Origin of the sequence: Actinomadura sp. NPDC048955, from assembly GCF_040649435.1 — a bacterium.
In the GTDB taxonomy this organism is placed as follows: domain Bacteria; phylum Actinomycetota; class Actinomycetes; order Streptosporangiales; family Streptosporangiaceae; genus Spirillospora; species Spirillospora luteofluorescens.
The window spans coordinates 1-26,483 of record NZ_JBEZJI010000068.1; the positions used below are offsets into that span (position 1 = coordinate 1).

At 72.5% G+C, this 26,483-nt stretch carries 24 protein-coding genes; 12 read left to right on the forward strand and 12 right to left on the reverse strand.

From position 1 onward, the window contains the following. Nucleotides 1-319 precede the first annotated feature (319 nt). Nucleotides 320-1,516 carry an MFS transporter gene (locus AB0C84_RS38820; RefSeq protein WP_361076004.1) on the reverse strand — a complete coding sequence of 399 codons (1,197 nt, stop codon included), beginning with the start codon at nucleotides 1,514-1,516 and terminating at the stop codon, nucleotides 320-322. Nucleotides 1,517-1,621: 105 nt separating this feature from the next. Between AB0C84_RS38820 and AB0C84_RS38825 the strand changes: the two genes are divergently transcribed. Both AB0C84_RS38825 and AB0C84_RS38830 read left to right on the forward strand, forming a co-directional pair. Next, complete coding sequence (locus tag AB0C84_RS38825) at nucleotides 1,622-2,101, forward strand: Lrp/AsnC family transcriptional regulator (protein WP_361076007.1); 480 nt, start codon at nucleotides 1,622-1,624, stop codon at nucleotides 2,099-2,101. 610 nt (nucleotides 2,102-2,711) lie between these two features. After that, the gene (locus AB0C84_RS38830; protein WP_361076010.1) at nucleotides 2,712-3,101 is read left to right on the forward strand and encodes a hypothetical protein; all 390 of its coding nucleotides are present in this window, start codon (nucleotides 2,712-2,714) and stop codon (nucleotides 3,099-3,101) included. Here AB0C84_RS38830 and AB0C84_RS38835 read toward each other — a convergent pair. Then, nucleotides 3,058-4,023 (reverse strand): Gfo/Idh/MocA family oxidoreductase, encoded by a 966-nt coding sequence (locus tag AB0C84_RS38835; protein WP_361076013.1) that lies wholly within the window; start codon nucleotides 4,021-4,023, stop codon nucleotides 3,058-3,060. The two genes, AB0C84_RS38830 and AB0C84_RS38835, sit on opposite strands and share 44 nt — an antisense overlap. A gap of 279 nt (nucleotides 4,024-4,302) precedes the next feature. On the opposite strand from AB0C84_RS38835, the gene AB0C84_RS38840 reads away from it, so the two are divergent. From AB0C84_RS38840 to AB0C84_RS38850, 3 genes are all read left to right on the forward strand, one after another. Beyond that, a complete protein-coding gene (locus tag AB0C84_RS38840; RefSeq protein WP_361076016.1) occupies nucleotides 4,303-5,982 on the forward strand; it encodes an AMP-binding protein in 1,680 nt (559 codons plus the stop codon). A gap of 8 nt (nucleotides 5,983-5,990) precedes the next feature. After that, a complete protein-coding gene (locus tag AB0C84_RS38845) occupies nucleotides 5,991-6,890 on the forward strand; it encodes an aminoglycoside phosphotransferase family protein (RefSeq protein ID WP_361076019.1) in 900 nt (299 codons plus the stop codon). Nucleotides 6,891-6,957: 67 nt separating this feature from the next. Beyond that, complete coding sequence (locus tag AB0C84_RS38850; RefSeq protein WP_179847349.1) at nucleotides 6,958-7,224, forward strand: zf-TFIIB domain-containing protein; 267 nt, start codon at nucleotides 6,958-6,960, stop codon at nucleotides 7,222-7,224. A gap of 53 nt (nucleotides 7,225-7,277) precedes the next feature. On the opposite strand, the gene AB0C84_RS38855 is transcribed toward AB0C84_RS38850, so the two are convergent. Together AB0C84_RS38855 and AB0C84_RS38860 are read right to left on the reverse strand one after the other, a co-directional pair. Continuing rightward, on the reverse strand, nucleotides 7,278-9,839 hold the full coding sequence (locus AB0C84_RS38855; RefSeq protein WP_361076022.1) for a polynucleotide kinase-phosphatase: 2,562 nt from the start codon (nucleotides 9,837-9,839) through the stop codon (nucleotides 7,278-7,280). Continuing rightward, the gene (locus AB0C84_RS38860; RefSeq protein ID WP_361076025.1) at nucleotides 9,836-11,269 is read right to left on the reverse strand and encodes a 3' terminal RNA ribose 2'-O-methyltransferase Hen1; all 1,434 of its coding nucleotides are present in this window, start codon (nucleotides 11,267-11,269) and stop codon (nucleotides 9,836-9,838) included. The genes AB0C84_RS38855 and AB0C84_RS38860 overlap by 4 nt, the downstream gene beginning before the upstream one ends. Nucleotides 11,270-11,376: 107 nt before the next feature. Between AB0C84_RS38860 and AB0C84_RS38865 the strand changes: the two genes are divergently transcribed. After that, nucleotides 11,377-12,207 carry a TIGR02452 family protein gene (locus AB0C84_RS38865; protein ID WP_361076028.1) on the forward strand — a complete coding sequence of 277 codons (831 nt, stop codon included), beginning with the start codon at nucleotides 11,377-11,379 and terminating at the stop codon, nucleotides 12,205-12,207. Here the strand turns inward: AB0C84_RS38865 and AB0C84_RS38870 are convergent. Further along, nucleotides 12,204-12,968, reverse strand: coding sequence for a TetR/AcrR family transcriptional regulator C-terminal domain-containing protein (locus AB0C84_RS38870; protein WP_361076031.1), 765 nt, complete (start codon nucleotides 12,966-12,968; stop codon nucleotides 12,204-12,206). The two genes, AB0C84_RS38865 and AB0C84_RS38870, sit on opposite strands and share 4 nt — an antisense overlap. Before the next feature lie 166 nt (nucleotides 12,969-13,134). On the opposite strand from AB0C84_RS38870, the gene AB0C84_RS38875 reads away from it, so the two are divergent. Then, on the forward strand, nucleotides 13,135-14,841 hold the full coding sequence (locus AB0C84_RS38875; protein WP_361076034.1) for an MFS transporter: 1,707 nt from the start codon (nucleotides 13,135-13,137) through the stop codon (nucleotides 14,839-14,841). A gap of 57 nt (nucleotides 14,842-14,898) precedes the next feature. Here the strand turns inward: AB0C84_RS38875 and AB0C84_RS38880 are convergent, their stop codons facing one another. Further along, nucleotides 14,899-15,825 carry an LLM class F420-dependent oxidoreductase gene (locus AB0C84_RS38880; RefSeq protein WP_258939462.1) on the reverse strand — a complete coding sequence of 309 codons (927 nt, stop codon included), beginning with the start codon at nucleotides 15,823-15,825 and terminating at the stop codon, nucleotides 14,899-14,901. Between the two features lie 60 nt (nucleotides 15,826-15,885). Then, complete coding sequence (locus AB0C84_RS38885; RefSeq protein WP_361076037.1) at nucleotides 15,886-16,554, reverse strand: hypothetical protein; 669 nt, start codon at nucleotides 16,552-16,554, stop codon at nucleotides 15,886-15,888. A 245-nt stretch (nucleotides 16,555-16,799) separates the two neighbouring features. Between AB0C84_RS38885 and AB0C84_RS38890 the strand changes: the two genes are divergently transcribed. Further along, nucleotides 16,800-17,831: a glycoside hydrolase domain-containing protein gene (locus tag AB0C84_RS38890; RefSeq protein ID WP_361076040.1), complete on the forward strand. Its 1,032-nt coding sequence runs from the start codon at nucleotides 16,800-16,802 to the stop codon at nucleotides 17,829-17,831. Between the two features lies 1 nt (nucleotide 17,832). Here AB0C84_RS38890 and AB0C84_RS38895 read toward each other — a convergent pair whose 3' ends face one another. Beyond that, complete coding sequence (locus AB0C84_RS38895) at nucleotides 17,833-19,014, reverse strand: GNAT family N-acetyltransferase (protein WP_361076043.1); 1,182 nt, start codon at nucleotides 19,012-19,014, stop codon at nucleotides 17,833-17,835. Nucleotides 19,015-19,053: 39 nt separating this feature from the next. Next, on the reverse strand, nucleotides 19,054-19,659 hold the full coding sequence (locus AB0C84_RS38900) for a helix-turn-helix domain-containing protein (protein WP_361076045.1): 606 nt from the start codon (nucleotides 19,657-19,659) through the stop codon (nucleotides 19,054-19,056). A gap of 77 nt (nucleotides 19,660-19,736) precedes the next feature. Between AB0C84_RS38900 and AB0C84_RS38905 the strand changes: the two genes are divergently transcribed. Both AB0C84_RS38905 and AB0C84_RS38910 read left to right on the forward strand, forming a co-directional pair. Then, on the forward strand, nucleotides 19,737-20,510 hold the full coding sequence (locus AB0C84_RS38905; RefSeq protein WP_361076048.1) for an oxidoreductase: 774 nt from the start codon (nucleotides 19,737-19,739) through the stop codon (nucleotides 20,508-20,510). A gap of 30 nt (nucleotides 20,511-20,540) precedes the next feature. Beyond that, on the forward strand, nucleotides 20,541-20,906 hold the full coding sequence (locus tag AB0C84_RS38910; protein ID WP_361076051.1) for a VOC family protein: 366 nt from the start codon (nucleotides 20,541-20,543) through the stop codon (nucleotides 20,904-20,906). On the opposite strand, the gene AB0C84_RS38915 is transcribed toward AB0C84_RS38910, so the two are convergent. Genes AB0C84_RS38915 through AB0C84_RS38925 form a run of 3 tightly spaced genes read right to left on the reverse strand, consistent with a single transcriptional unit; the run spans nucleotide 20,903 to nucleotide 24,834 of the window. Then, nucleotides 20,903-21,430, reverse strand: a complete 528-nt coding sequence (locus AB0C84_RS38915) for a GNAT family N-acetyltransferase (RefSeq protein WP_361076054.1) — start codon at nucleotides 21,428-21,430, stop codon at nucleotides 20,903-20,905. The genes AB0C84_RS38910 and AB0C84_RS38915 overlap by 4 nt on opposite strands. A gap of 40 nt (nucleotides 21,431-21,470) precedes the next feature. After that, nucleotides 21,471-22,808 (reverse strand): class I SAM-dependent RNA methyltransferase, encoded by a 1,338-nt coding sequence (locus AB0C84_RS38920; RefSeq protein WP_361076057.1) that lies wholly within the window; start codon nucleotides 22,806-22,808, stop codon nucleotides 21,471-21,473. Then, nucleotides 22,801-24,834: an APC family permease gene (locus AB0C84_RS38925; RefSeq protein ID WP_361076060.1), complete on the reverse strand. Its 2,034-nt coding sequence runs from the start codon at nucleotides 24,832-24,834 to the stop codon at nucleotides 22,801-22,803. Before AB0C84_RS38925 ends, AB0C84_RS38920 begins: the two co-directional genes overlap by 8 nt. 248 nt (nucleotides 24,835-25,082) lie before the next feature. Between AB0C84_RS38925 and AB0C84_RS38930 the strand changes: the two genes are divergently transcribed. Continuing rightward, entirely contained in the window at nucleotides 25,083-25,748 is a 666-nt protein-coding gene (locus AB0C84_RS38930) for a TrkA family potassium uptake protein (protein ID WP_179847332.1), read from the forward strand. Next, complete coding sequence (locus AB0C84_RS38935; RefSeq protein WP_258939448.1) at nucleotides 25,748-26,407, forward strand: TrkA family potassium uptake protein; 660 nt, start codon at nucleotides 25,748-25,750, stop codon at nucleotides 26,405-26,407. The genes AB0C84_RS38930 and AB0C84_RS38935 overlap by 1 nt, the downstream gene beginning before the upstream one ends. The last annotated feature ends 76 nt before the right edge of the window (nucleotides 26,408-26,483 follow it).

Sequence of the window (26,483 nt, forward strand, 5' to 3'; positions counted from 1 at the left end):
GCCCGATGTTCGACCGCCTGACCGCTCTCAGGTAGGAGGGGCCGTGCAGGGGACCCTTACCGAGCTGAACGCCTACCCGCTGAAGAGCGGCGGCGCACCGGCGCGCCGGTGAACCCGCGGCGTCCCGCCGTCGAACTCATAAGCGGGCACGGCATGGGATCGGCCGAGCCCCTAGGATGAACCCCCAGGGGGTGGTGGACTTGGGCAAGCACAACAAACCGGCGACGCGGTCGTGCCCCGGTTGCAACGGCACCGGCACCAGCACCGCCACCCACGAGCGGTGCAACGTCTGCCGCGGCACCGGCCGCATCTGACCCTGTCACGGCCGTCCGATCCCCCGCCCGTCCGGCTCCGGACGGGCCAGCGGCGCGCGGCGCCGTACCTGGCCGGCCGCGACGGCGAGGGCCCCGGCGCAGGACGCCCAGGCCAGGGCGGCGTACCCGCCCGCCGACAGGACGGCCGTGGACAGCAGGCTCGCCGCGGCGGCGACCGTCCAGACGGCCGCGTCGACGGCGCCCTCGGTGTGCTGGCGCTCCGCCTCGGGCAGGTCGCGGGCGAGGCGCGCGCTGCCGCCGACGAAGCACAGGTTCCAGCCGTACCCGAGCAGGAAGAGGGCCGCGGCGCGCCCCGGCGACCCGGTCGCGACCGCCGCGAACGCCGTGGACAGGGCGAGGACGGCCAGGCCCGCGAGGATCACCGGCTGCGCGCCGTACCGGTCGGTCATCCGCCCGGTCAGCGGTGACAGGGCGAACATGCCGAGCGTGTGCGCGGACAGCGTCATGCCGACCGCCCCGAGGCCGTCGCCGTGCAGGTGCATGTCCAGCGGCGCGGCCGTCATGACGGCGACCATCACGACCTGGGCCGTGGCCATCACCGCCAGCGCGGAGCGGGCGGCCGGGGTGCGGGCCAGCCGGCGCAGCGGCGGCGGCGAGCCCTGCGCCCCCGCCCGGCCGGCGGGCCCGCCGGTCGCGGTGCCGGCGGCGACCGCGCAGGTCAGGACGGCCAGCAGGAACGGGCCGGTGAACGCGGGGAGGCCGGCGCCGGCGGCCGCCGCGCCGGACGGGTCGAGCAGCAGCGGCCCGCCGACGGCGCCGGCCGCCGCGCACCACACCACGAGCCCGATGGCGAGGCCGCGCCGTCCGGCCGGGTGCAGGTCGGCCGCCGCGTACCGCGAGAGCTGGGCCCCGGCGTTGCCGAGGCCGAGCAGCAGCATCCCGAGGCAGAGCCTGATGACGTCGCCGTTCGCGACCGCCAGGGCGGCCAGGCAGGCGCCCGCCGCCGCGGCGGCGTAGCCGAGGACGAAGGCGCGGCGGCGGCTCGTCCGCACGAGCCGGGTCAGCGCGAGCGCGCCGGCGCCCGTCCCGACGATGCCGGCGGTGTTCGGCACGCCTCCCCATCCGGCGCCGAGCCGGTCCGCGGCGACCAGGGTCGCGGTCGCGCTCGCCACCGCCATGGACGCGTTCATCAGGGCGACGCCGGAGCAGAGGGCCGCCATCGGACGGGATCGTTTCTCCATGCCTTAACGCTAGAAACGCCGATTCCCGGACGGAATAGATGATCCCTGGCGTCCAGTCCTTTCGACTTGTAGGTTGCAAAGCGATTCCCCGAAGGGACCTTCCACATGGATCAGACGGACTGGCGGATCCTCGCCGAGCTGCAGCGGGACGGCCGCCTGTCGTTCAACCGCCTCGCGGCCCTGGTGAACCTGTCGCCCCCGGCGGTCGCCGAACGGGTGCGGCGCCTCGAGGAGACCGGCGTGATCACCGGATACCGGGCGAGCGTCGATCCGGCCAAGGTCGGCCAGCCGCTGACGGCCTTCGTCCAGATGCGCTGCGCCCTCGGCCGCTGCCTGCTCAAGACGTCCGCCGCCGAGGACCTGCCCGAGGTCACCGAGGTCCACAAGCTGAGCGGCAACTGGTGCTCGATGCTGAAGGTGCGGGTCGCCTCGATGCCGCACCTGGAAGGGCTCCTGGAACGCCTCGGTGAGCACGGCGAGATGAACTCGCACATCGTCCTGTCGACCGCCTACGAGGGCCGCGTGGTGGAGCCGACCACGCCCGAGAGCCGCACGGTCACGCGTTCGGAGGGCTGGACGCGCTGAGCCGGCGCGGACTGCCGGCCGCCACGGTCGACACCGTGTAGAGGTACGCGACGCGGGGTCCGCCGCGAGCCGATCGAGATCCTGTCGGTCGCGGGCGGACGCGCCCGGGCCTACGCGGGCGGATTCCTCAACGGCGGCCTCTCGCTGGTCGACCCGGAGTCGGGCACGGCCGCCTTCAACCGCTTCTCCCAGGTCGAGTCGGTGCTGGAGGCATCCGACGGAAGGGTATGGATCGGCGCGTACCCCGACGCCCGGCTCTACTCCTACGACCCGTCCGAGCCGTGGAGCAGCCCGGAGTACTCGCCCGGTCCGGCCGGTACGCCCGACAATCCCCGGCTCGCGGTCAACCTCAAGCCCGAGCTGCAGATGCGCGCTCGTGCGCTCGCCGAGGTCGACGGCAAGATCGCCGTCGGGGCGGTGCCCGAGGGCGACCGGCTCGGCGGGGCGCTGGCCGTCCACGACCCGGAGACGGGCCAGACCCAGGTCGCCCGGAACGTCGTCCAGGACGAGAGCGTCTTCTCCCTGACCGCGCGCGACGGCGTCGTCTACGGGGGGGACGTCGATCACCGGTGGTCTGGGCACGACGCCACCGACCCGCAAGGAGGGGGCGGTGTTCGCCTGGGACGTCGCCCGGAGCCGCAAGCTGTGGGAGACCCTCCCCGTGCCCGGTGCCGGAACCGTCGGCTCCGTCACCATCGGCCCCGACCGGAAGCTCTGGGGGGTCGCCGGAACGACCGTGTTCTCCGTCGATCCGCGCCGCGGCCGGGTCCTCAGGCGCTTCGTCCTGGGCTCGACCACCGCGGGCGGCGACATCGTCGCGACCCGGAAGGCGCTGTACGCCGGCATGGACGGCGGCCGGATCTACCGGATCGACCCCGAGTCCGGGCGGGCGCCCACCCTGGTGGCCGAGCATCCGCTCCGCAGGCTGGCGGTGCAGGGCGACCACCGGCTCCTGTTCAGCGACGGCGCGGAGCTGTTCCGGGTGGATCTGCGCGACTGACAGCGGGAAACGCCGAGTTCCGCGCGTCGACGACGGCGCCGAGGACCTCACGGGTCGTCGTCCAGGGGACGGCGGCCCGGCCCTCGCGGACTCCGCCGAGGAAGGCGTCCACCGTCCCGGCGTAGCCGAACGTCTCGAACGGGTCGTCCTCGTCGCCCGTGAGCGCGGCCGTCCGCGTCCCCTGCCTGGTGTGCACGGCGACCTCGTACCGGTCCTCATCGGTCGCGCCGAGGACCTCCACGAGGCCGTACCGCCCGTCCGGCCAGGCCAGGGCGATCACTCCGGTGTCCTCCGACAGCGATCCGCGGTGGACGCGGACCGACCGGCTCGCCCAGTGCGCGTCGAGTCCGGGCCCGAGGACCGCGGACGCCAGTTCGACGCCGTGCAGGCCCATCGTCGCCAGAGTGCCGCCGCCCTCGGCCGGGTCGTCGAGCCAGCGGCGTTCGGGAGACAGGTAGGCCGCCACGGAGTGCCGCACGGTGACGCGCACCCCGAGAACGTCCGAGGCCGCACCGCCTTCCATCGCGCGAACCGTCTCGGCGAGCCTTCTCACCGCCGGCGCGAACCGCAGCACCGAGCACGTCGTCACCGGGGTCGAGGCGGTCTCGACGACCTGGTCCAGCCGGTCGAGATCGGCTGCGGTGCCGACGGCGGGTTTGGTCACGAACACCGGGATGCCGGCCTCCGCCAGCCGGCGCACGACCTCGGGCACGGCACGCGGCCGGCAGGTGACGACGGCGGCGTCCGGCCCCGCCGCGACGAGTTCCTCCAGCGATCGGACCGGCCTGGCGCCGTGCCGCGCCGCGAAGGACCCGTCCTCGTCGCCCCAGACGACGAGCTCGGTGATCGCCCGGTCGCGCAGCAACTGAGCGTCGACATCGGGGTGGTAGGTGGTGGCCAGTCCCGCGAACGCGATCCTCATCGTTCTCCCAACACCCCGAACGGCTCGGCCGGCCAGCACGGCTCCGCCGCTTCCGCCGCGATCTCCCTACGACCCAATTAAGGACTGGACCGAAACTAGAGCGCCGCCGGGGGACCGTCAACCCGCCGGTCTCACAGCGGCTTCCCGCGCGATCGAGTCCTCGGGGGGCGGGGCGAGAGGAACTCACCTCTCGCGGAGGTGCCGGAGATGGTTCAATCGAGCGTTATGTGGCACTCGTCACTGCGCTCCTCACCCTGGCGGCAGTGGTATCAGCCGGGGGTGCCCCGGGAGATCGTCGTCCCGGACGTCCCCGTCACGCGCCTGCTCGACGATGCCGCGGACCGGTACCCGCGCAACCACGCGCTGATCTTCTTCGGCCGGCGGATCGGCTACCGCGACCTGCGCGAGGCCGTGGACCGGTTCGCCGACGGGCTGCACCGGCTGGGAGTGCAGCCCGGCGACCGGGTCGCGCTGATCCTCCCGAACTGCCCGCAGCAGGTCATCGCGTTCTTCGGCGTGCTGCGCAGGGGCGCGATCGCGGTCCAGCACAACCCCCTCTACACCGAGGAGGAGATGCTCCGGCAGCTCGCCGACTGCGGCGCGCGCGTCGCCGTCGTGCTGGATCGTTCCTACAAGACGGTGAAGGCCGTGCGGGACCGGCTGGGTCTGGAGCACGTCATCGTGACGTCCCTGGCCGACTTCCTCCCGGTCGGCAGGCGGATCGCCCTGCGCCTCCCGCTCGTGCAGATGCAGCGGCGGCGCGCGGCCATCACCGCGGACGTGCCGAACGACCCGGGCGTCATCCCGTTCAAGGAGCTGCAGAGGGCGCCCGCGCGCCGCGTACAGCAACTGCCCTTGGACCCGTCCAGGCATCTGGCCGCCATCCAGTACACCGGCGGGACGGAGGGGCGTCCCAAGGGCGCGATGCTGACCCACCGCAATCTCGTCGCGAACGCCTGCCAGCAGCACGCGTGGGACCTCGAAGGGCGTCCCGGCGAGGACGTGACCCTGGCGGTCCTGCCGCTGTTCCACTCGTTCGGGCTGATGAGCTGCCTCGTCGCGCCCGTGATGACGGCCGGGGCGGTGGTGCTGCTCCCCCGCTACGACGGCGACCGCGTGGTCCGCGCGCTCCGCAAGTACCGGCCGACCATCTTCCCCGGGGTGTCGACGCTGTACGAGCAGGTGCTCGACAGCCCGCGGTTCCGGCCTGACGACCTGCGCTCGCCGCGCATCTTCATCTCCGGGGCGATGGGGCTGTCGCGGAGCACGATCGACCGGCTCGCCGAGGTCGGGGCCAGGGGCCTGATCAACTGCTACGGGCTGACCGAGGCGTCCCCGGCGGTCACCGCGAACCCGCTGGGCGGCGGGGCGCGGAACCTGACGGTCGGGCTGCCGCTGCCCATGACCGACGTCGTCATCGTCGACCAGGACGAGCCGACGAAGGTCCTGCCGCCGGGCGGGACGGGGGAGGTCGTCGTGCGCGGGCCGCAGGTGTTCGCGGGCTACTGGAACGCGCCGCTCGCCACCGCGCAGACCCTGTCGAAGGGCTGGCTCCGCACGGGTGACATAGGGGTGATGGACGAGAAGGGCTTCCTCACCATCGTGGACCGCCAGCGAGACATGATCAAGGTGAGCGGCTTCACCGTGTCCCCGTCCGAAGTGGAGAAGGTGCTGCGCCGCCACCCGGCCGTGCACGACTGCGCCGTGGTCGGCGTCCCCGACGCCCGGCGCGGCGAGCGCATCATCGCCCACGTGGTGGAACACCCCGCCTACCCGTTCTCGGCGGACGAGCTGCGCCGGCATTGCGAACGCTACCTGTCGCACTACAAGGTGCCCTCCGAGTTCCTGCCCCGGACGGAACTCCCCCGGAACATGCTGGGCAAAGTCGTCCGGCAGCGGCTGCGGGACGAGTTCGCCGCCTCGTCGGCGGAGCGGATGGGCCCCGCCCGGAGTGGTTGACTGGTCGGGTGCACACCGAGACCGTCCAGCCAGGGCTCTTCACACGGCTCGCCGAGATCGGGCGGCAGAAGGCCACCCAGGACGGACGGCCGGAAACCCTCTACGACCGGCACGGTGTGCTCGTCGTCCGCGTCGGGGACGTGGTCGTGAAGGCGCACCAGGCCGACCGGGAGCTCGGAGAACCGTTCCTCGCCCGGATACGGCTGGCGGGAGCGCTGCCCGATCTGGTCATCGGCGCTCTGGGCCCGCCGCTCATCGTGGACGGCCGCACGGTCACGCTCGCGACGTTCGGAGAGCCCGTGGATCCGGCCAAGGAACTTCCCTGGGAGGAAGGCGCCCGGCTCCTGGCCGCCCTGCACTCGGAACCCGTCCCGGCCGACGCGCCCGCGTGGGGGCGCCCGGCACGGGTGGCGCGTCTGGTCGCCCGTCTGGAGGACGGTCCCGCCGAGGACGCGGTGCGCCGCGCGTTCACCACTCTCCCGGCCTGGATACGCGGCGAGGAGACGGAGCCCGAGGGGCGCACCCCGTGCCTCATCCACGGCGACTGGCATCTGGGGCAGATGGTCCGCGCACCGGGCGGGCGATGGCGGCTCATCGACATCGAGGATCTCGGCAGGGGCGACCCCGCATGGGACCTCGCACGTCCTGCGGCGCTCTACTCCGCCGGGGTCCTCCCACCACAGGACTGGGCGCGCTTCCTGGGCTCGTACAGGAAGGCGGGCGGCCCGGCCGTCCCCGCGCAGGGCGATCCCTGGACGGCCCTCGACGTGCCCGCCCGAAGTCTTGCGATCCAGATCGCGGCCACGTGCGTCATATCCGCCGGGAGGAAAGATCGGCCACTCGACGGTGCGGAGCAGGCGATGGTCGACGCCTGCGTGAGAATATCCGCGGCGGGGGACGCGGCATGACGTGGCGCCGAACCTGGCCTACATTTAGCCTCTATCTGGGGATCCATACCGGAAGGACGACAAGGCGATGCACTGCCCTAAGTGTCGTGGCGTGATGCGGACCTACACCCGCAGCGGCGTCCACATCGAGCAATGTGACAGCTGCCGGGGCATCTTCCTCGACTACGGCGAGCTTGAGGCCCTGGGCCAGATGGAGTCGCAGTACCGCGCGGCGCCGCCGCCCGCCGCGGCGCCCGGCTGGGGCGCTCCGGCGCCGGCCGTCCACCACCATCACCACGGCGGGCACCACCGCCCGCACCACGGCGGCGTGTTCCACATGCTCTTCTCCACCTGACCGCGCGGCCACGGCCCGCCCCGAGGGAGCGGGCCGTGGCGCGCGCGAACGGCCTACAGGCGCGGGTCCACCGGCTCGGACTCCAACGCCAGGACGGCGAAGACCGCCTGGTGGACGCGCCACAGCGGCTCCCCGCCCGCGAGCCGGTCGAGGGCCTCGGCGCCGAGCGCGTGCTCGCGCATCGCCAGCGACCGCTTGCGCCCGAGCGACCGGCGGCGCAGCCGGTCGAGGTGCTCCGGCTCGCGGTAGTCGGGCCCGTAGATGATGCGCAGGTACTCCGGCCCGCGGCACTTGATCCCGGGCTGTACCTTGGCGTCCTCCGGGAGCGGCCCCAGCGGCTTGACCACCATGCCCTCGCCGCCCGCCGCGGTGAGCTTCTCCCACCACTCGGCGGCCGCGGCCTCCGACTCCGACTCCGGCGAACCCAGGTCGACGGTCAGCGACGCCGTCCGCTGGACGAGACCGCTCGCGTCGCTCTCCGCGAGCCGCCCGGCCACGGACATGTGCCACTCGTGGTCGCGCAGGGCCGCCCAGGAGCGGCCTTCCCCGGCCAGGACCTGGAACGGCGCGAAGCGCACGCCGGTCAGGCCGTCCACCGTCCAGCAGTAGCGCGCGTACGCGTCGCGGAACCGGAACGCGTTCGCCGCCCGCCGGTCGATGCGCTCGCGCAGGCCGCCGACGTCGAGCCCCCGCCCGTCCGCCCGCGCGAGCACGTCGGCCGCCACCGGCAGGGCGGCGCGGGCCGCCGCGCCGGTCGCCGCGTACTGGGTGCGGATGAGGTCCATCGCCTTCGCCGACCACGGCAGCAGCTCGCCGTCGAGGACGAGCCATCCGGTGTCCAGCTCGTCCCAGAGCCCCGCCGCGCCGATGGCGGCGCGGAGCCGGTCCAGGACCTCGGCCGTGCGGGCCGGGTCGCGGAAGAAGGAGCGCCCGGTGCGCGTGTAGACCGCGCCGGTCGTCCCGTCGTCCACCCCGAACCGCTCCGCGGCCACCGAGGCGTCGCGGCACACGACCGCCACGGCGCGCGAGCCCATGTGCTTCTCCTCGCACACCGCGCGCAGGACGCCCCTGCTCCGGTACGCGGCGAGGGCCTCGGCCGGATGCTCCAGGTACCCCGGCAGGGGCGAGGTCTCTGCGGGCGCCATGGTGGGCGGCAGGTAGACGAGCCAGCGCGGGTCCACGGCGAACCGGCTCATCACCTCCAGCGCGGCCAGCGCGTTCTCCTCCCGGACCGAGACGCGGCCCATCAGGCGCGTCTCGACGCCCTGGTTCCCGAGGACGTCCCCGATGTTGAGGACCTCGTTCTCCCGGTGGCCGCCCGCACTCGTCCCGGCCGGCGCCGACAGCGGGCGCGTCGGCTCGTACCAGACCTGCCGCGCCGGCACCGACACCAGCTCGCGCTCCGGATACCGCAGCGCCGTCAGCTTCCCGCCGAACACCGCGCCGGTGTCCAGGCAGATGGTGTTGTTCACCCATTCCGCCTCCGGGACGGGCGTGTGGCCGTACACGACCATCGCCTTGCCCCGGTAGTCGCGCGCCCACGGGTAGCGCACCGGCAGGCCGTACTCGTCGGTCTCCCCGGTCGTGTCGCCGTAGAGCGCGAACGAGCGGACCCGTCCGGACGCGCGGCCGTGGTAGTCCTCCTTGAGCCCGGCGTGCGCGACGACCAGGCGCCCGCCGTCCAGGACGTAGTGGCTGATGAGGCCGTCCATGAACCGCAGGGCGCCGTCGCGGAAGTCCTCGTCCTCGGCGGCGAGCTGCTCCAGCGACTCGGCGAGCCCGTGCGCGACGCGCACCTTGCGCCCGCGCAGGGCGCGGACGAGCTTGGCCTCGTGGTTGCCCGAGACGCACAGGGCGTCGCCGGCGGCCACCATGCCCATCACCAGGCGCAGCACGCCCGGCGAGTCGGGCCCGCGGTCGACCAGGTCGCCGACGAAGACGGCGGACCGCCCGCCGGGGTGGCTCGCGCCCGCGGCGCGTCCCCGCGCGTCCCGGACGATCTCGTAGCCGAGGCCGGCGAGGAGGTCCTCCAGCTCCGCGCGGCAGCCGTGCACGTCCCCGATGACGTCGAACGGGCCGGTCAGCTCACGCCTGTCGTTCCAGGCCTTCTCGTACCGGATCGTCGCGGCGTCGATCTCGTCGGGACCGTTCAGGACGTGGACGCGGCGGAACTCGCGGCCCAGCGACCGCATGCCGCGCCGCAGCTCGCGGCGCTGGCGCGGGATGACGTGCGGGGCCAGGTCCCGGTCCGGGCGCCCGGCGTTGCGCTCGGCGGCGAGGCCTTCGGGGACGTCCAGCACGATCGCGGCCGACAGGACGTCGTGCTCCTTGGCCAGCCGCAGCAGCGACTCCCGCGCCTTGCTCTGCACGTTGGTCGCGTCCACCACGGTCAGCAGGCCGCGCCGCAGCCGCTTGCCCACGATGTAGTGCAGGAGGTCGAACGCGTCACCAGTGGCCGACTGGTCGTTCTCGTCGTCCGACACGGCCCCGCGGCAGAAGTCCGACGACACCACCTGGGTCGGCTTGAAGTGCTTACGCGCGAAGTGCGACTTGCCCGACCCGGACACGCCGACGAGCACGACCAGCCCCATCTCCGGGATCTTGATCTCGGTCATCGCGTGAACACTCCCATCTGCGTCGGCGCGCCGACCTCGGGGTCGTCGTCGCCGACGGGTACGTGGCGGACGCGGTAGCCGTGCTCGGCGGCGACCCGGTCCGCCCAGGCGCGGAACTCCGCCCGCGTCCATTCGAAACGGTGGTCGGGGTGGCGCATCGCCCCCGGCGCCAGCCCCTCGTAGCGGACGTTGTGCTCGGCGTTCGGGGTCGTGACGACCACCACGCGGGGCGAGGCGTGGCCGAACACGACCCGCTCGACGGCGCTGAGGCGCGGGGGGTCGATGTGCTCGATGACCTCCATCAGCACGGCCGCCTCGTACCCGCGGAACCGCTCGTCGGCATAGGTGAGCGCGCCCTGGAAGACGTCCCGCACGCGGTCGTTCTCGCGGCGCGGCTGCTTGTCCAGTCGCAGGCGCCGCGATGCGTGGCCGAGCGCGCGGTACGAGACGTCCGACCCGGACATCTCGCTGAAGAACTCGTCCTTGGCCAGCCGCGCCAGCAGCTTCCCCGAGCCGCAGCCGAGGTCGATGACCCGGCGGGCGTCCTCGTCGTGCAGCGCCCGCACCACCGACCGCAGACGCAGTTCCGCGAGCGAGACGGACGTCTCCTCCGGCGCCGCCTCTTCCTGGCCCTCCTCGGAGGCGGGCCCCTCCTCCTCCACCTCCACGGGGTCGAGTTCCTCGTCGGGCGCCTCCTCGGCGTCGGCGAGACGGCCCAGCGCCGACTGCACGAGGCTGCGCCGGTTGGCCAGGTACCGGCGCGTGATGGCACCGCGGTCGGGGTGCGCGGCCAGCCAGCCCTCCCCCGCCCGGATGAGCTTGTCGACCTCGTCGGGCGCCATCCAGTAGTGCTTGGCATCGTCCAGGACGGGCAGCAGCACGTACAGCTGGTTGAGGGCGTCGGCGAGCCGCAGGGTCCCGGTCAGGGTGAGCGTCACGTACCGGGAGTCGCCCCATTCGGGGAACTCCGGGTCGAGCGGCACGGGCGCGGCCGCCACCTCCCAGCCGAGCGGGGCGAAGAACCGTTCGGCCTGGCCGGGCCCGCCCCTGCACGGGAGGGCGGGAAGGACGACCTCCAGCGGGATGGGCGTCTCCGCCAGTTCGGGACGCAGGTCGCAGCGGCCCCGCATGGCGGTGCGGAACACGTTCGCCATGGCAGACGCCAGGAGCGACGACGCCGCGTACGGACGGTCGTTCACGTACTGGCCGAGTGAGAAGTCTGGCGTGCCTCTGCCGCGCGTGCGCACGAGCTGGACCGGGTCGACGTCCAGCAGCAAGGCCGCAGTGCAGCGCTGCTCCTCCGCATCCGGGTAGAAGACGTGCGCCGTGCCGTAGGACTGCTCGAAGCGCTGCACCCGGTCCGGATGCTTGTGCAGGAGGAACCCCAGGCCGGTCGCCTGGCTCATCGTCGTGGTGATCGTCAGAAGCACGCCCCAAGTGTGGCCGAACGCGCCGGACGCCCCCATCCCTTTTTCCGGAACGCCGGTCTTAAACGGTTTGCGCCCGGGTTCGGCCGACCAGCAGAATCCGGGGGGACATGAGCAGACACCCCCGCCGGATGACCGCGCAGGAGACCGTGGCCATCCTCGAACGCGGCGACTACACGGCGCCGTCCGGCCGCGCCGTCTCGATCGCCGACGACCTCGCCGACGCCGTCCGGCGCACCGTCCTCTACCGGCCGGACGAGCTGGACGCGCTGCTGAAGAGGCTCCCTCCCGCCGACCCCGGCACGCGGACGCGGATCGAGGTGACCGGGGAGACCACGCTCGCCGCCGCGCGCCGGCTGCGCGCCCCCGGGACGACGCCGTTCGCGCTCAACTTCGCGTCCGCGAAGAACCCGGGCGGCGGCTTCCTGAACGGAGCCCACGCCCAGGAGGAGGGGCTGGCGCGCTCGTCGGGCCTGTACGAGTCGCTGTGCTCGGCCAGGGAGTACTACGACTTCCACCGCGCGCAGGGAGATCTCCTCTACAGCGACCACATGATCTACTCGCCGGACGTCCCGGTGTTCCGGGAGGACTCCGGACGTCTGCTGGAGGAGCCCTACGGCGTCGCGTTCCTGACGTCGCCCGCGCCGAACCGCGGCGCGATCCGTGACGCCGCCAAGACCGAGCAGATCCCCGCGGCGCTGCGGCTGCGCGCTCGCAAGGTCCTCGCCGTGGCGCTGGCCAACGGGCACGGCCGGCTCGTTCTCGGCGCCTGGGGCTGCGGCGTGTTCCGCAACGACCCGGCCGAGGTCGCCGAGGTGTTCGCCGAGGCGCTGCGTCCGGGCGGAGAGTTCGCCGACCGGTTCGAGCACGTGGTCTTCGCCGTCTGGGACACCGCCGCGGGCGCCCCCAGGCACGCGGCGTTCGAGCGCGCCTTCGCCTAACCCTCCCTCTCCGGACGGGACGGCTCCTCGACGTAGGAGGCGATCCCCCGGATGAGCATGTCGAGGCCGAACTCGAAGCGCCCGTTGCTGTCCTCCCCTGTGAGCTCGTCCACCATGCCGGAGATCGTCGGGTAGCGGTCCTTCGGCAGGGCGGCGAAGTACTCGCGGATCTGGTCGAGGTACGCCTGGAAGTACGTCCACGGGTCGCCCGCCCCGGCGGGCGTCTTGGCATGGTGCATCGTCTCCTCGATGGCGTCGGCGTCGAGGAACATGCCGAGGGTGCTGACGGCGAGCCCGGCGATCCGCTTCGGGACGCCGCCGGCTTCCATGAGGGCGAGCTGCGCCTCCGCGACGTCCAGCAGATGGGGCCCGGTGGGGATGAGCGACATCGACACCACCGCGATGTCGCGGTGCGAGGTGTAGACGCGGCGGATCTCGCGTGCCAGCTCCTTCAGCTGCTCCTGCCAGCGCGCCGGGTCGGGGACGGGAAGCCGGATCTCGGCGGCCACCCGGTCGAGCATCAGCTCGCGCAGCTCCTCCTTGTTCGAGACGTGGGCGTAGAGGGACGCCGGCCCGGTGCCGAGCTCCTGGGCGACGCGGCGCATGGTCACGGCCTCCAGCCCTTCGGCGTCCAGGACGCGGATCGCCGTGTCGACGACGAGTTCCTGCGTGAGCGGCTGCCGGGCGGAGGGGGCCTTGCGCGGCCTGCGGCCGGGCGGCGTCGGCATTTCCGGGCGTGCGGCTCGGCCGGCTTCAGCCACGGCAGGACCTCCCAATCTCGCGATACATCTTGACTATCGCGAATCGCGATATATCTTCTCTATTGCAGAGAGGATTCCTCGAACACGAACATCGTACTTGACACGAACAGCGTTCGCCCATAGAACATTGTTCGTAACCAACGAACACCGTTCCCCCGGAGTGACCATGACCGACACACTGACCTCCCCTGCCCGGGGCACCGCGGACGGCGGCTTCCGCTGGCGCTGGGTCGCCCTGTTCGTGATCCTCGCCGGCGAGGTCATGGACATGCTGGACGCCCTGATCACGGCCATCGCGGCCCCCACGATCCGCGCCGAGCTCGGCGGGTCCGCGGCCACCATCCAGTGGCTCGCCGCCGCCTACACCCTCGCCATGGCCGTCGGGCTCATCACCGGCGGGCGCCTCGGCGACCTCTACGGACGCAAGCGGATGTTCCTCATCGGCGCCGCCGGCTTCACGGTCGGCTCGCTGCTGTGCGGCATCGCCGGCTCCCCCGGGATGCTGGTCGGCTCCCGCGCCGTGCAGGGCCTGTTCGGCGCGCTGATGCTGCCGCAGGGCATCGGGATGATCAAGCAGATGTTCTCGGCGAAGGAGATGGGCGCGGCGTTCGCCATGTTCGGGCCGGTCATGGGGCTGTCGTCGGTCGGCGGCCCGGTGCTGGCCGGCTGGCTGATCGACGCCGACCTGTTCGGCACCGGCTGGCGGATGATCTTCCTGATCAACCTGCCGCTGGGCGCCGCCGCCGTGCTGGCCGGGCTGAAGTTCCTGCCCGAAGGGCGCGCCGAGCACGCCTCCCGCCTCGACCTCACCGGCGCGGCCCTCGCCTCCCTCGGCGCCGGCCTGCTGGTCTACCCCCTCGTGCAGGGCCGCGAGCACGACTGGCCCGCCTGGACGTTCGCCATGATGGCCGCCTCCCTCGTCGTGTGGGGCGCGTTCGCCTGGTACGAGGTCCGCAAGCAGCGCTCCGGCGGCGACCCGCTGATCGTGCCGAGCCTGTTCCGCAAGCGCGGCTTCACCGGCGGCCTCGTCGTCGGCCTGGTGTTCTTCTCCGGCGTCGCCGGCCTCGGCCTGGTGCTGGCGCTGTTCTTCCAGCTCGGGCTCGGCTACTCCCCGCTCAAGGCGGGCCTCGCGCAGATCCCGTGGTCGGTCGGCATCGTCATCGGGTTCGGCGTCATGCAGGCCGTGCAGCGCTTCGGCCGCAGGGTGATCCACGCGGGCGCCGTCATCATGGCCGCCGGGATCGCCGGGCTGTACTTCACCCTCCGGTACGCCGGGATCGACGTCACCCCCTGGCAGCTCGTCCCCGCGCTGACCGTCACCGGGATCGGCATGGGCCTGCTGATGGGACCGTTCTTCGACACCGTGCTGGCGGGCGTCGAGCCCGAGGAGACCGGCTCGGCGGGCGGCACGCTCACCGCCGTCCAGCAGCTCGGCAGCGCGCTCGGCGCGGCCGTCCTCGGCACGGTCTTCTTCGGGGTGCTCGGCGGGCACGTCGCGTCCGCCGCCGACGACGGCGCCGCCGCCCTGCGCCGCGACCTCGCCGCCGCGTCCGTTCCGGCCGCGCAGCGGGACGGCCTCGTGGACGGCCTGCGCGACTGCGGCCGCGACCGCGCCACCGCCAAGGACGCCGCCGCCGTGCCCGCGTCCTGCCGCCGGCTCGAGAAGGCCACCGTCGCCGCCGTCGCCGCCGCACCGCAGTCGGCGCCCGCCGTCCAGAAGGCGGTCGCCGGGGCCGGCGAGCACGCCGCCAAGGTCGGGTTCGGCGACGCCATGAAGATCACGCTGTGGGTCGAGGTCGGGCTCCTCGGCCTGTCCTTCCTGGTGACGTTCCTGCTGCCGATGCACGCGCGCCCGGAGGAGCAGACCGCCTGACGGAACGCGCGGGGCCCGCGCCCGGGGACTCCCCCGGGCGCGGGCCCCGCCTCGCCGTCAGAGCTTGCTCATCACCTCGGAAGCCAGCAGCTCCACGTGCTCCAGGTCGCTCATGTCGAGGACCTGCAGGTAAAGGCACTCCGCGCCTAGCTCGCCGAACCGGCCGATCTTGTCGACCAGCTCCTGCGGGGTCCCGGCGAGCCCGTTCTCGCGCAGCTCCGGCACCTTCCGCCCGATCGCGTCGGCGCGCCGCCCCAGCTCCGCCTCGTCCCGGCCGCAGCACACGACCTGCGCGGCCGAGTACACCATCGGCCTCGTCCGGCCCGCCTCCGCGCACGCCGCGCGGACCCGCTCGAACGCGTCGCCGGTGTCCCCGACCTGGTGGAACGGGACGTTGTACTCGTCGGCGTACGTGGCGGCGAGCCGCGGCGTCCGCTTCGCCCCGGCCCCGCCGATGATGATCGGCGGCCCGCCCGGCCGCACGGGCTTCGGCAGCGCGGGCGACCCGCTCAGGGTGTAGTGCTCCCCGCTGAAGGAGAAGGTCTCGCCGGACGGCGTCCCCCACAGCCCGGTGAGGATCTGCAACTGCTCCTCGAGCCGCTCGAACCGCTCGCCCAGGCTCGGGAACGGGATGCCGTACGCGGTGTGCTCCTCCTCGAACCACCCCGTCCCGAGTCCCAGGTCGACGCGCCCGCCGCTCATCTGGTCCACCTGCGCGACGGAGATCGCCAGCGGTCCCGGGTAGCGGAACGTCCCGGCCGTCACCAGCGTGCCGAGCCTGATCCGGCTGGTCTCCCGGGCCAGCGCGCCCAGGGTGATCCACGAGTCGGTCGGGCCCGGCTCGCCCGTGACGTCCCCCATCTTGACGAAGTGGTCGGAACGGAAGAACGCGTCGAAACCGAGGTCCTCGGCCGCCTTGGCGACGGCGAGCTGTGTCTCATACGTCGCCCCCTGCTGGGGCTCGGTGAAGATTCGAAGTCGCATGTCCCCATCCTCGTACGAACCGGGCGGCGGTCGCGCGGCGGGTCGGCGCCCCGCCAGGCGTCATCCCGTGCGAGCGACCCTCCGCACCGCCGCCGGCGTCTTCGCGGCGGACTTCTTGGCGCGCGGCTTCTCGGCATGCGGCTTGGCATGCGGCTTGGCGCGCGGCTTCTTGGCATGCGGCTTCTTCGCCGCTGGCTTATTGGCCTTCGTCTTTTCCCCCTGCGGCTTCTTCGGTGCCGCCTTGGAGTGGCCGAGGTGGACGGGCTCGCCCACGCGGACGGCCGGGAACGCACGGGCCGCGTGGGCCCGGCCCCACGTCACCGTCCCGCGCAGGCCGATCCTCTGGCCGGGCCGGGCGTCACCGGACACCTTGGCCTTGATCGCGCCGGTCACGGTCCGGCCCCTGCGCACGGTGCCGAGGTCGCACTCGACCGTCCACCCCGCGGCCGCGCAGTCCCTGTTCCCCGAGACGAACGACAGCGACTTCGGCAATCTCATCCTGAACGCCGCCTTGCCGGATTTTCCCGGCCCCCTGGCGGTCATCGTGAACGTCCACTCGTAGGTGCGTCCCGGCACCACGGCGCTCACGGGACCACTCAGGCGTAGCGCCACTACAGCGGCGTGCTTCGCGTGCGGCTTGGGTTTCGTCCGCGGCCCGGGTCCGTCGGCCTGCGCCGCCGCCGGCACGAGCACGCCCCCCAGCAGCGGCGCGGCCATCGCCAGCACCATGCCCTGCACCCTCAACGTCCGGATCACTACGAACCCCCCGTGGCCTGCGCTTTTCTTGCGGTCACCGTCCGTTCTAGTGATCCGGGGCCGGGGCCGCCAACGCCGCGTCGGCGTGTCGTCACGCACGGCGACTCTTGACCGTCCACCCCCCTTACGGACAGTCAACCTCCGCGTTCTCCTGCGCCCCAAAGCACAAGCCTGTTAAATCGCCTAGACCCCGCCAATCCCCGACACATGGAGCTGACATGGCTGTCTTCGGCGTCGACTACGCGTGGGGCCGCCCCGGCGCGCCCGCGCTGGAACGCGCCGGGGCGAAGTTCGCCTGCCGCTACCTGTCGCACGACACGACCGGCAAGAACCTGACCCGCAAGGAGGCCGACGAGCTGTCCGGCGCGGGGATCTGGCTGGTCGTCGTGTGGGAGTCGACCGCCAGGCGTCCCCTCGACGGGCGGTCCGCCGGCGCGGCCGACGCCCGCGCCGCCGCCGCCCAGGCCAAGGCGTGCGGCATGCCGGACGACCGGCCCATCTACTTCGCCGCCGACTGGGACGCCACCTCCGGGCAGCAGGACGAGATCAACGCCTACCTGGACGGCGCGGCGAGCGTCCTCGGCCGCGACCGGGTCGGCCTCTACGGCGGCTACGGCCCGGTCAAGCGCGCCTTCGACGCCAAGAAGATCACTTTCGGCTGGCAGACGTACGCCTGGTCGGGCGGCAGGTGGGACGCCCGCGCCCAGCTCCAGCAGTACTCCAACGACCACACGATCAACGGCGTCGGCGTCGACTACGACCGCGGCGTCAAGAGCGACTACGGGCAGTGGCGCGTCGGCGCCTCGCCCCAGGGAGAGGACGACATGCCCGACTACGTGTCCGTCGGCACCGGTGGCGACCACCAGGAGCTTCCTCCCGGCAAGTGGACCGAGGTCACCTGGAGCAAGGAGTACTCCGACAAGGAGCACCAGCACAACGACCCGGGCGGCCCCAGCCTGCTGACCGGATCGGCCCGCTACAGCCTGTCGGTGAGCGCGGCGCTGAGCGGCGTCCCCGCGGGCACGCTCATCCAGGCCCGGGTGGTCGAGGTGGCGGACGGCGACGCCTCCGACTACCAGGTCGGCCCCGTCCAGGACTTCATCTCCGTCGGCGACACCACCAACCTCGTCTACGGCCTCGCCGCCGATACCGTCGAGGCGGGCAAGCGCGTGCGCTTCCAGCTCCTCCACCAGGGCGCCGCCGCCGCGACGATCGCCAAGGCCAGCGCCAAGGTCTTCTTCTGGCGCTGACTCAGAAGTCGTCGTTGATGTAGGGGGCCAGCGGGACGGCCAACGCGGCCTCCAGACGCGCGGCCGCGCCGGGCGTGTGCTCGGCGACGGCGCCGATCCGCACCAGCGTGACCGGGCTCTGCCCGCCCATGTAGACGGCCGCGAGATCGGCCGCGCTCAGACTCAGGTCCGGAGCCCCGGAGGTCGGCTCGCACGCAGGCGCCGCACCGGTCGTGAGGCGCCACCGGCCCGCGTTCTCCGGAATACGAGGATCGTCGACCTCCAGGACGAAGGTGTCCTCGGTGGCCCAGGAGCGGGCGCGAAGAGCAGTCGGCAGATCGATCAGACGGAGCCACAGCGCGCCGTAGTCGCTCTTGATCGTGACCTGGTCGGGATCGGCGGCCATGTGCGGCAACAGATCGTCCACCGGACGGCTCGGCGCCTCGATCCGGGACGTCAGATCGATCGACGCCAGGAACGCCCAAAGTGCGGCCTCGACCTCGGGCGTATCGGCCACAAGGTCGAGGACCCTCACGATCCCCGGCCGGCCCCGGTAGACCGCGTAACCGGCGGGATGCACGACGATGCGCGGCGCGGTGTATCCGGGGGCGTCCCGGTCGACCGGCCGCAGGATCCCCCGGGCCCACCACTCGGGGTCCCGGACGAGCCCGCCCGGCCGCACCGACAGCGCCCGGCGATGGATCGGGTCGACCACCTCGAACGCGGAATCGACGTCGACGAGCCGAAGCGGCCGGTCGTCCGCGACAGTCCGCAGCTTCAGCGGACGGGACGTGTCCACTTCCAGCCCGATCGCACGCGTGGCCAGACCGAACCCGTACCGGCCGTAGATGGCGCTTTGGGACGCCCAGAGCGCGGCGACCGGACGTCCGGCGGCGATGGCGTCGGCGTCCATCCGGTCCATCATGGACGTCAGAATCCCCCGGCGCCGGTGCGTGGGCAGCACCCCGACGAACGTGACCGCCGAGCAGTCGAGCAGAGCGCCCGGGACCGCGAGCCGCATCGGCATGGCCGCGAGCTGCCCGACCTTCGTCTCCCCGTCGAAGGCGCCGATCCGCTCGGCCCGGACGACCGGCCACCCGTCCCGCTCGCGGTCGATCTCCTCGATCGGGACGTGGAACACCATCCCGGCGAAGTCGACCATCAGCCCGGCATCGGCCTCCGGCACGTCCCTGATCTCGATCACGCTTCCACGCTATGCGGCCGCGCAACAGGTTTTCCAAGCTCACGGGAGTCGGCTGGGGGCATCCGGCTCAGTTCGCCCGGCGGCGCCGTGGCGCAGGCCGTCGAAGAGGAGGGCGGTGATCTGCCGGGCTTCGACCAGCCAGCCTTCCGTGGCGCGCATCCCGCAGATGCCGCCCAGCGCGCGCAGCAGGGTGGAGCCCGTGACGTCGCCGCGGACGGCGCCGGCCTCGGCGCCCGCGGCGAGCAGCCGGTCGAGGGCGTTCGCCATCTGGGTGCGGGCGGTCCCGAAGACCGGTGAGTCCGTGGCCATGATGCTCTCCAAGGCGACGGACATCCCCTTGCCGACGGCCGCGTGGTCCACGAGCAGCAGCAGGAAGCGCCGCAGGGCCTCGTCGGGGGCGTGCCGGTCCAGAAGCTCCACGGGCGCGGCGCACAGTTCGTCGACCTCCTTGCGATAGACCTCCTCGATGAGAACCTCGCGTGTCTCGAAGTGGCGGTAGAACGTCCCGACCGCCACGCCGGCACTACGGGCGATCTCCTCGACATGCGCGTCGGTGTCGCCGCCGAGGAACGCCTCCCGCGCCGCGGCGAGGAGCGCCTCGCGGTTGCGTCGCGCGTCGGCGCGCAGCGGGCGCGATGAAGCCAACGGGACCTCCATAAGGTGAGTCCGGTTCCGGTTGTGTACTGTTTCCGGAGTCGGGTTCATGTTACGAGGGAGATCCCATGACGATCGCAGAAGAAGGACTCGGCGGCCTTCGAGTGCTGGTCACCGGCGGCAGCCGCGGCCTCGGCGAGGCGACCGCCCGCCGTTTCGCCGCCGCGGGCGCGACCGTGCTGACGGCGTCCCGGAGCAGACCGAAGGACGAGGTCGGCGCGACGTTCCTTCCGGCGGACCTCTCGACGGAGGAGGGCGTGGCGGAACTGGGCCGCCGCGTCGTCGACCTCGTGGGCGGTGTGGACGTCCTGGTGAACAACGCGGGCGCGGCGAGCGCCCCCGCGCCGACCCTGACCCGGTCGGAAGAGTCCTGGCGGGCGGACCTGGAGATGAATCTCCTCAGCGCCGTGCGCCTGGACCGGGCCCTGGTGCCGGGGATGGTCGAACGGGGCTCCGGCGTCGTCGTGCACGTCTCCTCGATCGCCAGCCGGCTCCCGCAGCGCACCGAGGCGTCCTACGCCGCCGCCAAGGCGGCACTCAACGCCTACAGCCGCGAACTGGCGACCGAGGTGGGCGAGCACGGAGTGCGCGTGGTGTGCGTCCTTCCGGGCTTCGTCGTCACCGACGGCGCGGCCGCCCACCTCCAGCGCATGGCCGACCAGCAGGGCACCAGCCCCGAGGAGATCGAGCAGCGGATCGTGGACCACCTGAAGGTCCCGATGGGCCGCCCGGGAGACCCCGAGGACGTCGCCGACCTGATCGCGTTCCTCGCCTCCCGGCGCGCGAAGTGGCTCACCGGAGCGCAGTTCCGCGTCGACGGCGGCATCATCCCGACCGTCTGAGCACCGCCCGACTCGAAGAACGGGAAACCCGTGATCATCAACCTGAGCTCCGTGGTCATCGACGCCGCCGAACCGGAGCCGGAAGGCGCCTTCTGGCACCGGCTGCTCGGCGGCTCGATCACCCGCACGCCGAGCCACCACTTCGTCCAGGCCCCCGGCCTGCCCGTGCTCGTCATCCAGTCGGCCCCGGGACAGATCGCCCCGAACTGGCCGGACGGCCTCCAGCAGATGCACCTCGACTTCACCGTCGACGACCTCGCGGCCGCGGACCGCACGGCGCTCGAAGCCGGTGCCACCAGGCTGCGGCCCGCAGACGACGTCCACCCGGAAACCCAGAACGGCAGCCGGGTCTACGCCAGTCCGGCCGGACACCCCTTCTGCCTGCGATCAGCCTAAGAGGGCGGCACACCGCCCGCCCGACCTAGGCGCTTGACCAGGAACCGCGCGGGGTCGACCACTTCATGGCGGGTCCCGTGGTCGTCGATGTAGTGGTACCGATCGAGGTAGCGGCAGCCGGTCTCCTGGTAACCGAGCCGGAGGTAGAGATCGGCTGCCCGCTGGTTGTCGTCGTCCACACCCAGCCCGATCCGGTCGTGACCGCGTTGGCGGACGAGGGCTTCGGCCGTGGCGATGAGGGCGCTGCCGATGCCCTGGGACCTCAGTTCGGGCGGCCAGACCCCCAGACCGTTGAGCTCAGGACAGTCCGGATGCCGCTGCCTCACCTCGGGAGCGGCACAACCGTGCCACAGGATCTGCCCGGTCCCGACGGGAACGGCTTCGGCCCAGGCGATCAGAAACGTGGTGAGACCGCGCCGCTGCTGCTCGAACCGCGCCGCATGCCGCCTGGTCCGACCAGGCGAGGGAATGCAGGCCTCCAGCAACTCAAGATCTTCCTCCCTGCACTCCCGAACCCCGACCATCCCCAAACCTCCCCGAAGCCGACCTGTGGTGCACTACCGGTCAGCCCTTGACCAGGGTGGCGAGGCACTCTACGTGGTGGGTCATGGGGAAGGCGTCGAAGGCGCGGAAGGACTCGAGGGTCCAGCCGCGTTCGCTGAAGTAGGCGAGGTCGCGGGCCAGGGTCGCCGGGTCGCAGGAGACGTAGGCGATCTTGCGGCCGGCGACGCGGGTGATGTGGTCGACGACCTCGCGGCCCGCGCCGGTGCGGGGCGGGTCGAGGACGACGAGGTCGGCCTTGCGGACGCGGGAGCCGCCGTGGTGGCCGGTGCCGCGCTTGTTCTGGGTGCGCGAGCCCGAGGACGCGCGACCGAACTCCAGGTCGGCGACGACCTCCTCCACGGGGCCCCGCTCGATCGAGACGTTCGGCAGGTCGCGCAGGTTGAAGCGGGCGTCGCGGACGGCCTGGCCGTCCGACTCGATGCCGACGACGAGGCCGTCGCCGCCGACGCGGTCGGCGAGGACGCCGGCGAACAGGCCGACGCCGCAGTACAGGTCGAGGGCGATGTCGCCGGGCTTCGGTTCGAGGGCGTCCACGACGGCGTCGGCGAGCAGTTGCGCGGCGCCGGGGTGGACCTGCCAGAAGCCGCTGCCGCTGACCTGGTAGAGCCGTCCGGAGACCTCTTCGCGCACGTACGGGAGCCCCGAGCCCGGCTCGGGCTTGCCGCGCACGAGCCGGACCGGCACGTCCAGCCGCGGGACGCGGATCTTGCGGCGGTCGCGGCCGCGCAGCACGACGAGGCGGTCGCCCGTGCTCGCCGACACCACGCCCTCGACGCCGGACGCGCCCGGCCAGCGCTTGCGCTCGATGCCCATCAGCTCCACGCCGGGGTGAGCGATCAGGCACTCGTCCACCGGCTCGATGTCGTGCGAGCGGTGCTTGCGCAGGCCGACGACGCCGGAGGAGACCGAGAACTGGACGCGGGTGCGCCAGCCGAGCCCCGGCTGCGGCACCACCTCGCCGTCGACCGGGTACGGGACCTCCTCGACGACGACCGTGCGGGTGATCCCGGCGAGCCGCTCCAGCTGCTCCTGCACGACCGCGGCCTTCAGCGCCCGCTGGGCGGGCAGGGAGGCGTGCTGCCAGTCGCAGCCGCCGCACCGTCCCGGACCGGCGAACGGGCAGGGCGCCTGCACCCGGTCGGGGGACGCCTCGATGATCTCCACGGCGTCGGCGCGGAGGAAGTTCTTGGTGCGGTCGGTGACGCGGGCCCTCACCCGTTCGCCGGGCAGGGCGTGCCGGACGAAGACCACGCGCCCCTCGTGCCGGGCGACGCAGAAACCGCCGTTGGCGACGTTGCCGACCTCCAGTTCGAGGACGTCGGGTTCGAGTTCAGTCACGGTCCGAAACACTACCGGCCCCGGGGCGCGTTCCGGCCCGCGGCGGGCGCCGGGACGAGCCGGGCCCCGGAGGCTCCTTGCGCCCCTTGAGCCGGTCGGAGGACTGCAGCTGCCAGGCGACGCTCGTCACCATCACGCCCGGCTGGAACAGCAGCCGGCCCTTCAGCCGCAGCGCGCTCTGGTTGTGCAGGAGATGCTCCCACCAGTGGCCGACGACGTACTCGGGGATGAACACGGTGACGACGTCGCGGGGGCTCTTGCGCCGGACCCCCTTGACGTAGGACAGGACGGGGCGCGTGATCTCCCGGTACGGGGAGTCGAGGATCTTCAGCGGGACGGGGATGTCAAGGGCGTCCCACTCCTGCTGGAGCCGCTGCGACTCCTCGTGGTCCACCGCGACGGTCACCGCCTCCAGGGTGGACGGGCGGGTGGCGCGGGCGTAGGCCAGGGCCCGCAGCGTCGGCTTGTGGATCTTGGAGACGAGCACGATGCCGTGGTTGCGGGCGGGCAGCGCGACGTCCTCGCCGGAGGGCACCAGCTCCGCGGCGACCCGGTCGTAGTGCCGCCTGATCGCCTTCATCAGCAGGAACAGCAGCGGCATCGCGATGCAGACGATGTAGGCGCCGAGCGCGAACTTGGTGATCAGCACGACGACCAGGACGATGCCGGTGAGGGTGGCGCCGAAGGCGTTGATCCCGCGGGAGGTGCGCATCCGGCGGCGCTGCGCCGCGTCCGGCTCGGTGGCCAGGAGCCGGTTCCAGTGCCGGACCATGCCGACCTGGCTGACGGTGAACGACACGAACACGCCGACGGTGTAGAGCGGGATCAGCCGGCTGACGGACGCGTCGTAGGCGTAGATCAGCAGCCCGGCCATGGTGGCGAGGATGATGATGCCGTTGCTGTAGGCGAGCCGGTCGCCGCGGGTGTGGAGCTGGCGCGGCAGGTAGCGGTTCTGCGCGAGCACCGAGCCGAGCACCGGGAACCCGTTGAACGCGGTGTTGGCGGCGAGGAACAGGATCAGCGCGGTCATCGCGGTGACGAGCGCGAACCCGGGGGTGAAGTTGCTGAACACCGTGTGCGCCACCTGCGCGATCACCGGGTCGGCGTCGGTGACGGGTTTGCCGGTGGACGGGTCGATCAGCTGGCTGCCCTGGTCGGGCTCGGCGAACTTCGCGTCGGTGATGTAGGCGAACGCGGTGACGCCGCCGAACAGCGTCATCGCGACGAGCCCGAGCATCAGCAGGGTCGTGGCGGCGTTCTCGCCCTTGGGCTTCTTGAACGCGGGCACGCCGTTGCTGATCGCCTCGACCCCGGTCAGCGCGGCGCAGCCGGAGGAGAAGGCCCGCAGCAGCAGGAACACCAGGGCGAACCCGGCGATGCCCATCTCGTCGCCGCGGACCTCGTAGTGCGCCGTCTCGGCCTGCAGTTCGGCGCCCGACACCAGCCGGACCAGTCCCCACGCCAGCATGCTGAAGACCGCGAACATGAACAGGTAGGTGGGGATCGCGAAGGCGACCCCGGCCTCCTTGAGGCCGCGCAGGTTCCCGAGGGTGAGCAGCACGACGATGACGATCGCGACGGCGACCTCGTGCGGCTGCATGAACTTCAGCAGGGCGCCGAGGTTCTCCACCCCCGACGACACCGACACCGCCACGGTGAGGACGTAGTCGACCAGCAGCGCGCTCGCCACCACGACGCCCCAGTTGCCGCCGAGGTTGGTGGTGGCGACCTCGAAGTCGCCTCCGCCGCTCTGGTAGGCCCGGACGTTCTGCCGGTAGGAGGCGACCACGGTCAGCAGGATGATCACGACGGCCGCGGCGATCCACGGGGTGTAGTGGTACATCACGAGGCCGCCGGCGCCGAGCGCGAGGAGGATCTCCTGCGGGGCGTAGGCGACCGACGACAGTGCGTCGCTCGCGAAGACGGGCAGCGCGATGCGCTTCTTCAGCAGCTGTTCGTGCTGCTGGGCGCTGCTCAGCGCGCGGCCGAGGAGGAGCCGCTTCGCGAGGTCCGGAACCTTTGACACGCAACGAGACTCTAGCCCCTGCGGGGCGCCGTGCAGCGCCCGGCCGCCCCCCGTCCCGCGGGCGCCTCGCCGCCCCGGCGGATTGCTGGTTGAGTAGTACTCGCCTGGGCGGATGTGTAGGTTTGCAGCCCGGCAGGGATCATTCACAGGAAACGGTCCTCGGGTGCGGCGCGGTGTCGGCGGCGAATGCCGTGCCCGGCGCGGGGGGTACAGGGGGAGCGTCCCCCTGGACGGAAGAGGGAACGGCCGTGCATATCGTGATCATGGGATGCGGGCGGGTCGGCTCGACGCTCGCCCACATCCTGGAGGACAAGGGTCACTCGGTGGCCATCATCGACCAGAGCCCGGAGGCGTTCCGCCGGCTGCGCAGCGGGTTCCGGGGCCGCCGCATCACCGGGTTCGGGTTCGACCGCGAGGTCATCGCCGAGGCGGGCATCGAGCGCGCGTCGGCGTTCGTGGCCGTCAGCAGCGGCGACAACTCCAACATCATCTCCGCGCGGGTGGCGCGCGAGACGTTCGGGGTCGACAACGTGGTGGCCCGGATCTACGACCCGCGCCGGGCGGAGGTCTACCAGCGCCTCGGCATCCCCACGGTCGCGACCGTCCGGTGGACGGCCGACCAGATCCTGCGCCGCCTGCTCCCCGAGGGCGCCGAGCCGCTGTGGCGCGACCCGACGGGCGCGGTCGTGCTCGCCGAGCTGGACTCCGGCCACCTGTGGGTGGGCGAGAAGGTCGGCGAGCTGGAGGAGCACGCGAGGACGCGCGTGGCGTTCCTGTCCCGGATGGGCGAGGCGCTCGTCCCCGAGCGGGACACGGTGATCCAGGACGGCGACATCGTGCACATCATGGCGGAGGCCGACGACCTGGAGCGTGTCAACGCCGCGGTCGCGGCGCGGAACGGGGAGGACGCGTGATGCGGGTCGCGATCGCGGGGGCGGGCGCGGTGGGCCGGTCCATCGCCCAGGAGCTGCTGGAGAACGGGCACGAGGTGCTCCTGATCGACAAGAGCCCGAAGGCCATCAAGGTGGAGATGGTGCCGCGCGCGGAGTGGCTGCTGGCCGACGCGTGCGAGATCGCCGCGCTGGACGACGCGGCGCTGGAGCGCTGCCAGGTGGTGGTCGCCTCCTCCGGCGACGACAAGGTCAACCTGGTCGTGTCGCTGCTGGCCAAGACCGAGTACGGGGTGCCCCGGGTGGTGGCGCGGATCAACCACCCGAACAACGAGTGGCTGTTCAACGAGTCGTGGGGCGTGGACGTGGCGGTCTCCACGCCGCGGCTGCTGTCGGCGCTGGTGGAGGAGGCCGTCAGCGTCGGCGACCTCGTCCGGCTGATGACGTTCCGGCAGGGCGAGGCCAACCTGGTGGAGCTGACGCTGCCCGACGACGCCCCCCTCGGCGGCGAGCGCGTCGGATCGGTGGACTGGCCGCGCGACACCGCGCTGGTGGCGATCCTGCGCGAGGGCCGGGTGCTGGTCCCCTCCCCCGACGACACCCTGGAGCCGGGCGACGAGCTGATGTTCGTGGCCAGCCAGGACGTCGAAGACGAACTCGCCGAACTCCTCGGCGGTAGATAACTGGCATTTCGCGATCGCGACCATTGATGTTGTCGCGTGGTTGCTGCGACGGCTGAGGCCGGCGCGAAGAAGGTAG

Bases quoted from the DNA above. Each gene is read 5' to 3' on its own strand.
- AB0C84_RS38915 (WP_361076054.1), bottom strand. From the start codon at position 21,430: ATGGTCGGGGTTCGGGAGTGCAGGGAGGAAGATCTTGAGTTGCTGGAG.
- AB0C84_RS38905 (WP_361076048.1), top strand. From the start codon at position 19,737: ATGACGATCGCAGAAGAAGGACTCGGCGGCCTTCGAGTGCTGGTCACC.
- AB0C84_RS38820 (WP_361076004.1), bottom strand. From the start codon at position 1,516: ATGGAGAAACGATCCCGTCCGATGGCGGCCCTCTGCTCCGGCGTCGCC.
- AB0C84_RS38880 (WP_258939462.1), bottom strand. From the start codon at position 15,825: ATGCGACTTCGAATCTTCACCGAGCCCCAGCAGGGGGCGACGTATGAG.
- AB0C84_RS38825 (WP_361076007.1), top strand. From the start codon at position 1,622: ATGGATCAGACGGACTGGCGGATCCTCGCCGAGCTGCAGCGGGACGGC.
- AB0C84_RS38850 (WP_179847349.1), top strand. From the start codon at position 6,958: ATGCACTGCCCTAAGTGTCGTGGCGTGATGCGGACCTACACCCGCAGC.
- AB0C84_RS38835 (WP_361076013.1), bottom strand. From the start codon at position 4,023: ATGAGGATCGCGTTCGCGGGACTGGCCACCACCTACCACCCCGATGTC.
- AB0C84_RS38885 (WP_361076037.1), bottom strand. From the start codon at position 16,554: ATGGTGCTGGCGATGGCCGCGCCGCTGCTGGGGGGCGTGCTCGTGCCG.
- AB0C84_RS38855 (WP_361076022.1), bottom strand. From the start codon at position 9,839: ATGACCGAGATCAAGATCCCGGAGATGGGGCTGGTCGTGCTCGTCGGC.
- AB0C84_RS38875 (WP_361076034.1), top strand. From the start codon at position 13,135: ATGACCGACACACTGACCTCCCCTGCCCGGGGCACCGCGGACGGCGGC.
- AB0C84_RS38865 (WP_361076028.1), top strand. From the start codon at position 11,377: ATGAGCAGACACCCCCGCCGGATGACCGCGCAGGAGACCGTGGCCATC.
- AB0C84_RS38935 (WP_258939448.1), top strand. From the start codon at position 25,748: ATGCGGGTCGCGATCGCGGGGGCGGGCGCGGTGGGCCGGTCCATCGCC.
- AB0C84_RS38890 (WP_361076040.1), top strand. From the start codon at position 16,800: ATGGCTGTCTTCGGCGTCGACTACGCGTGGGGCCGCCCCGGCGCGCCC.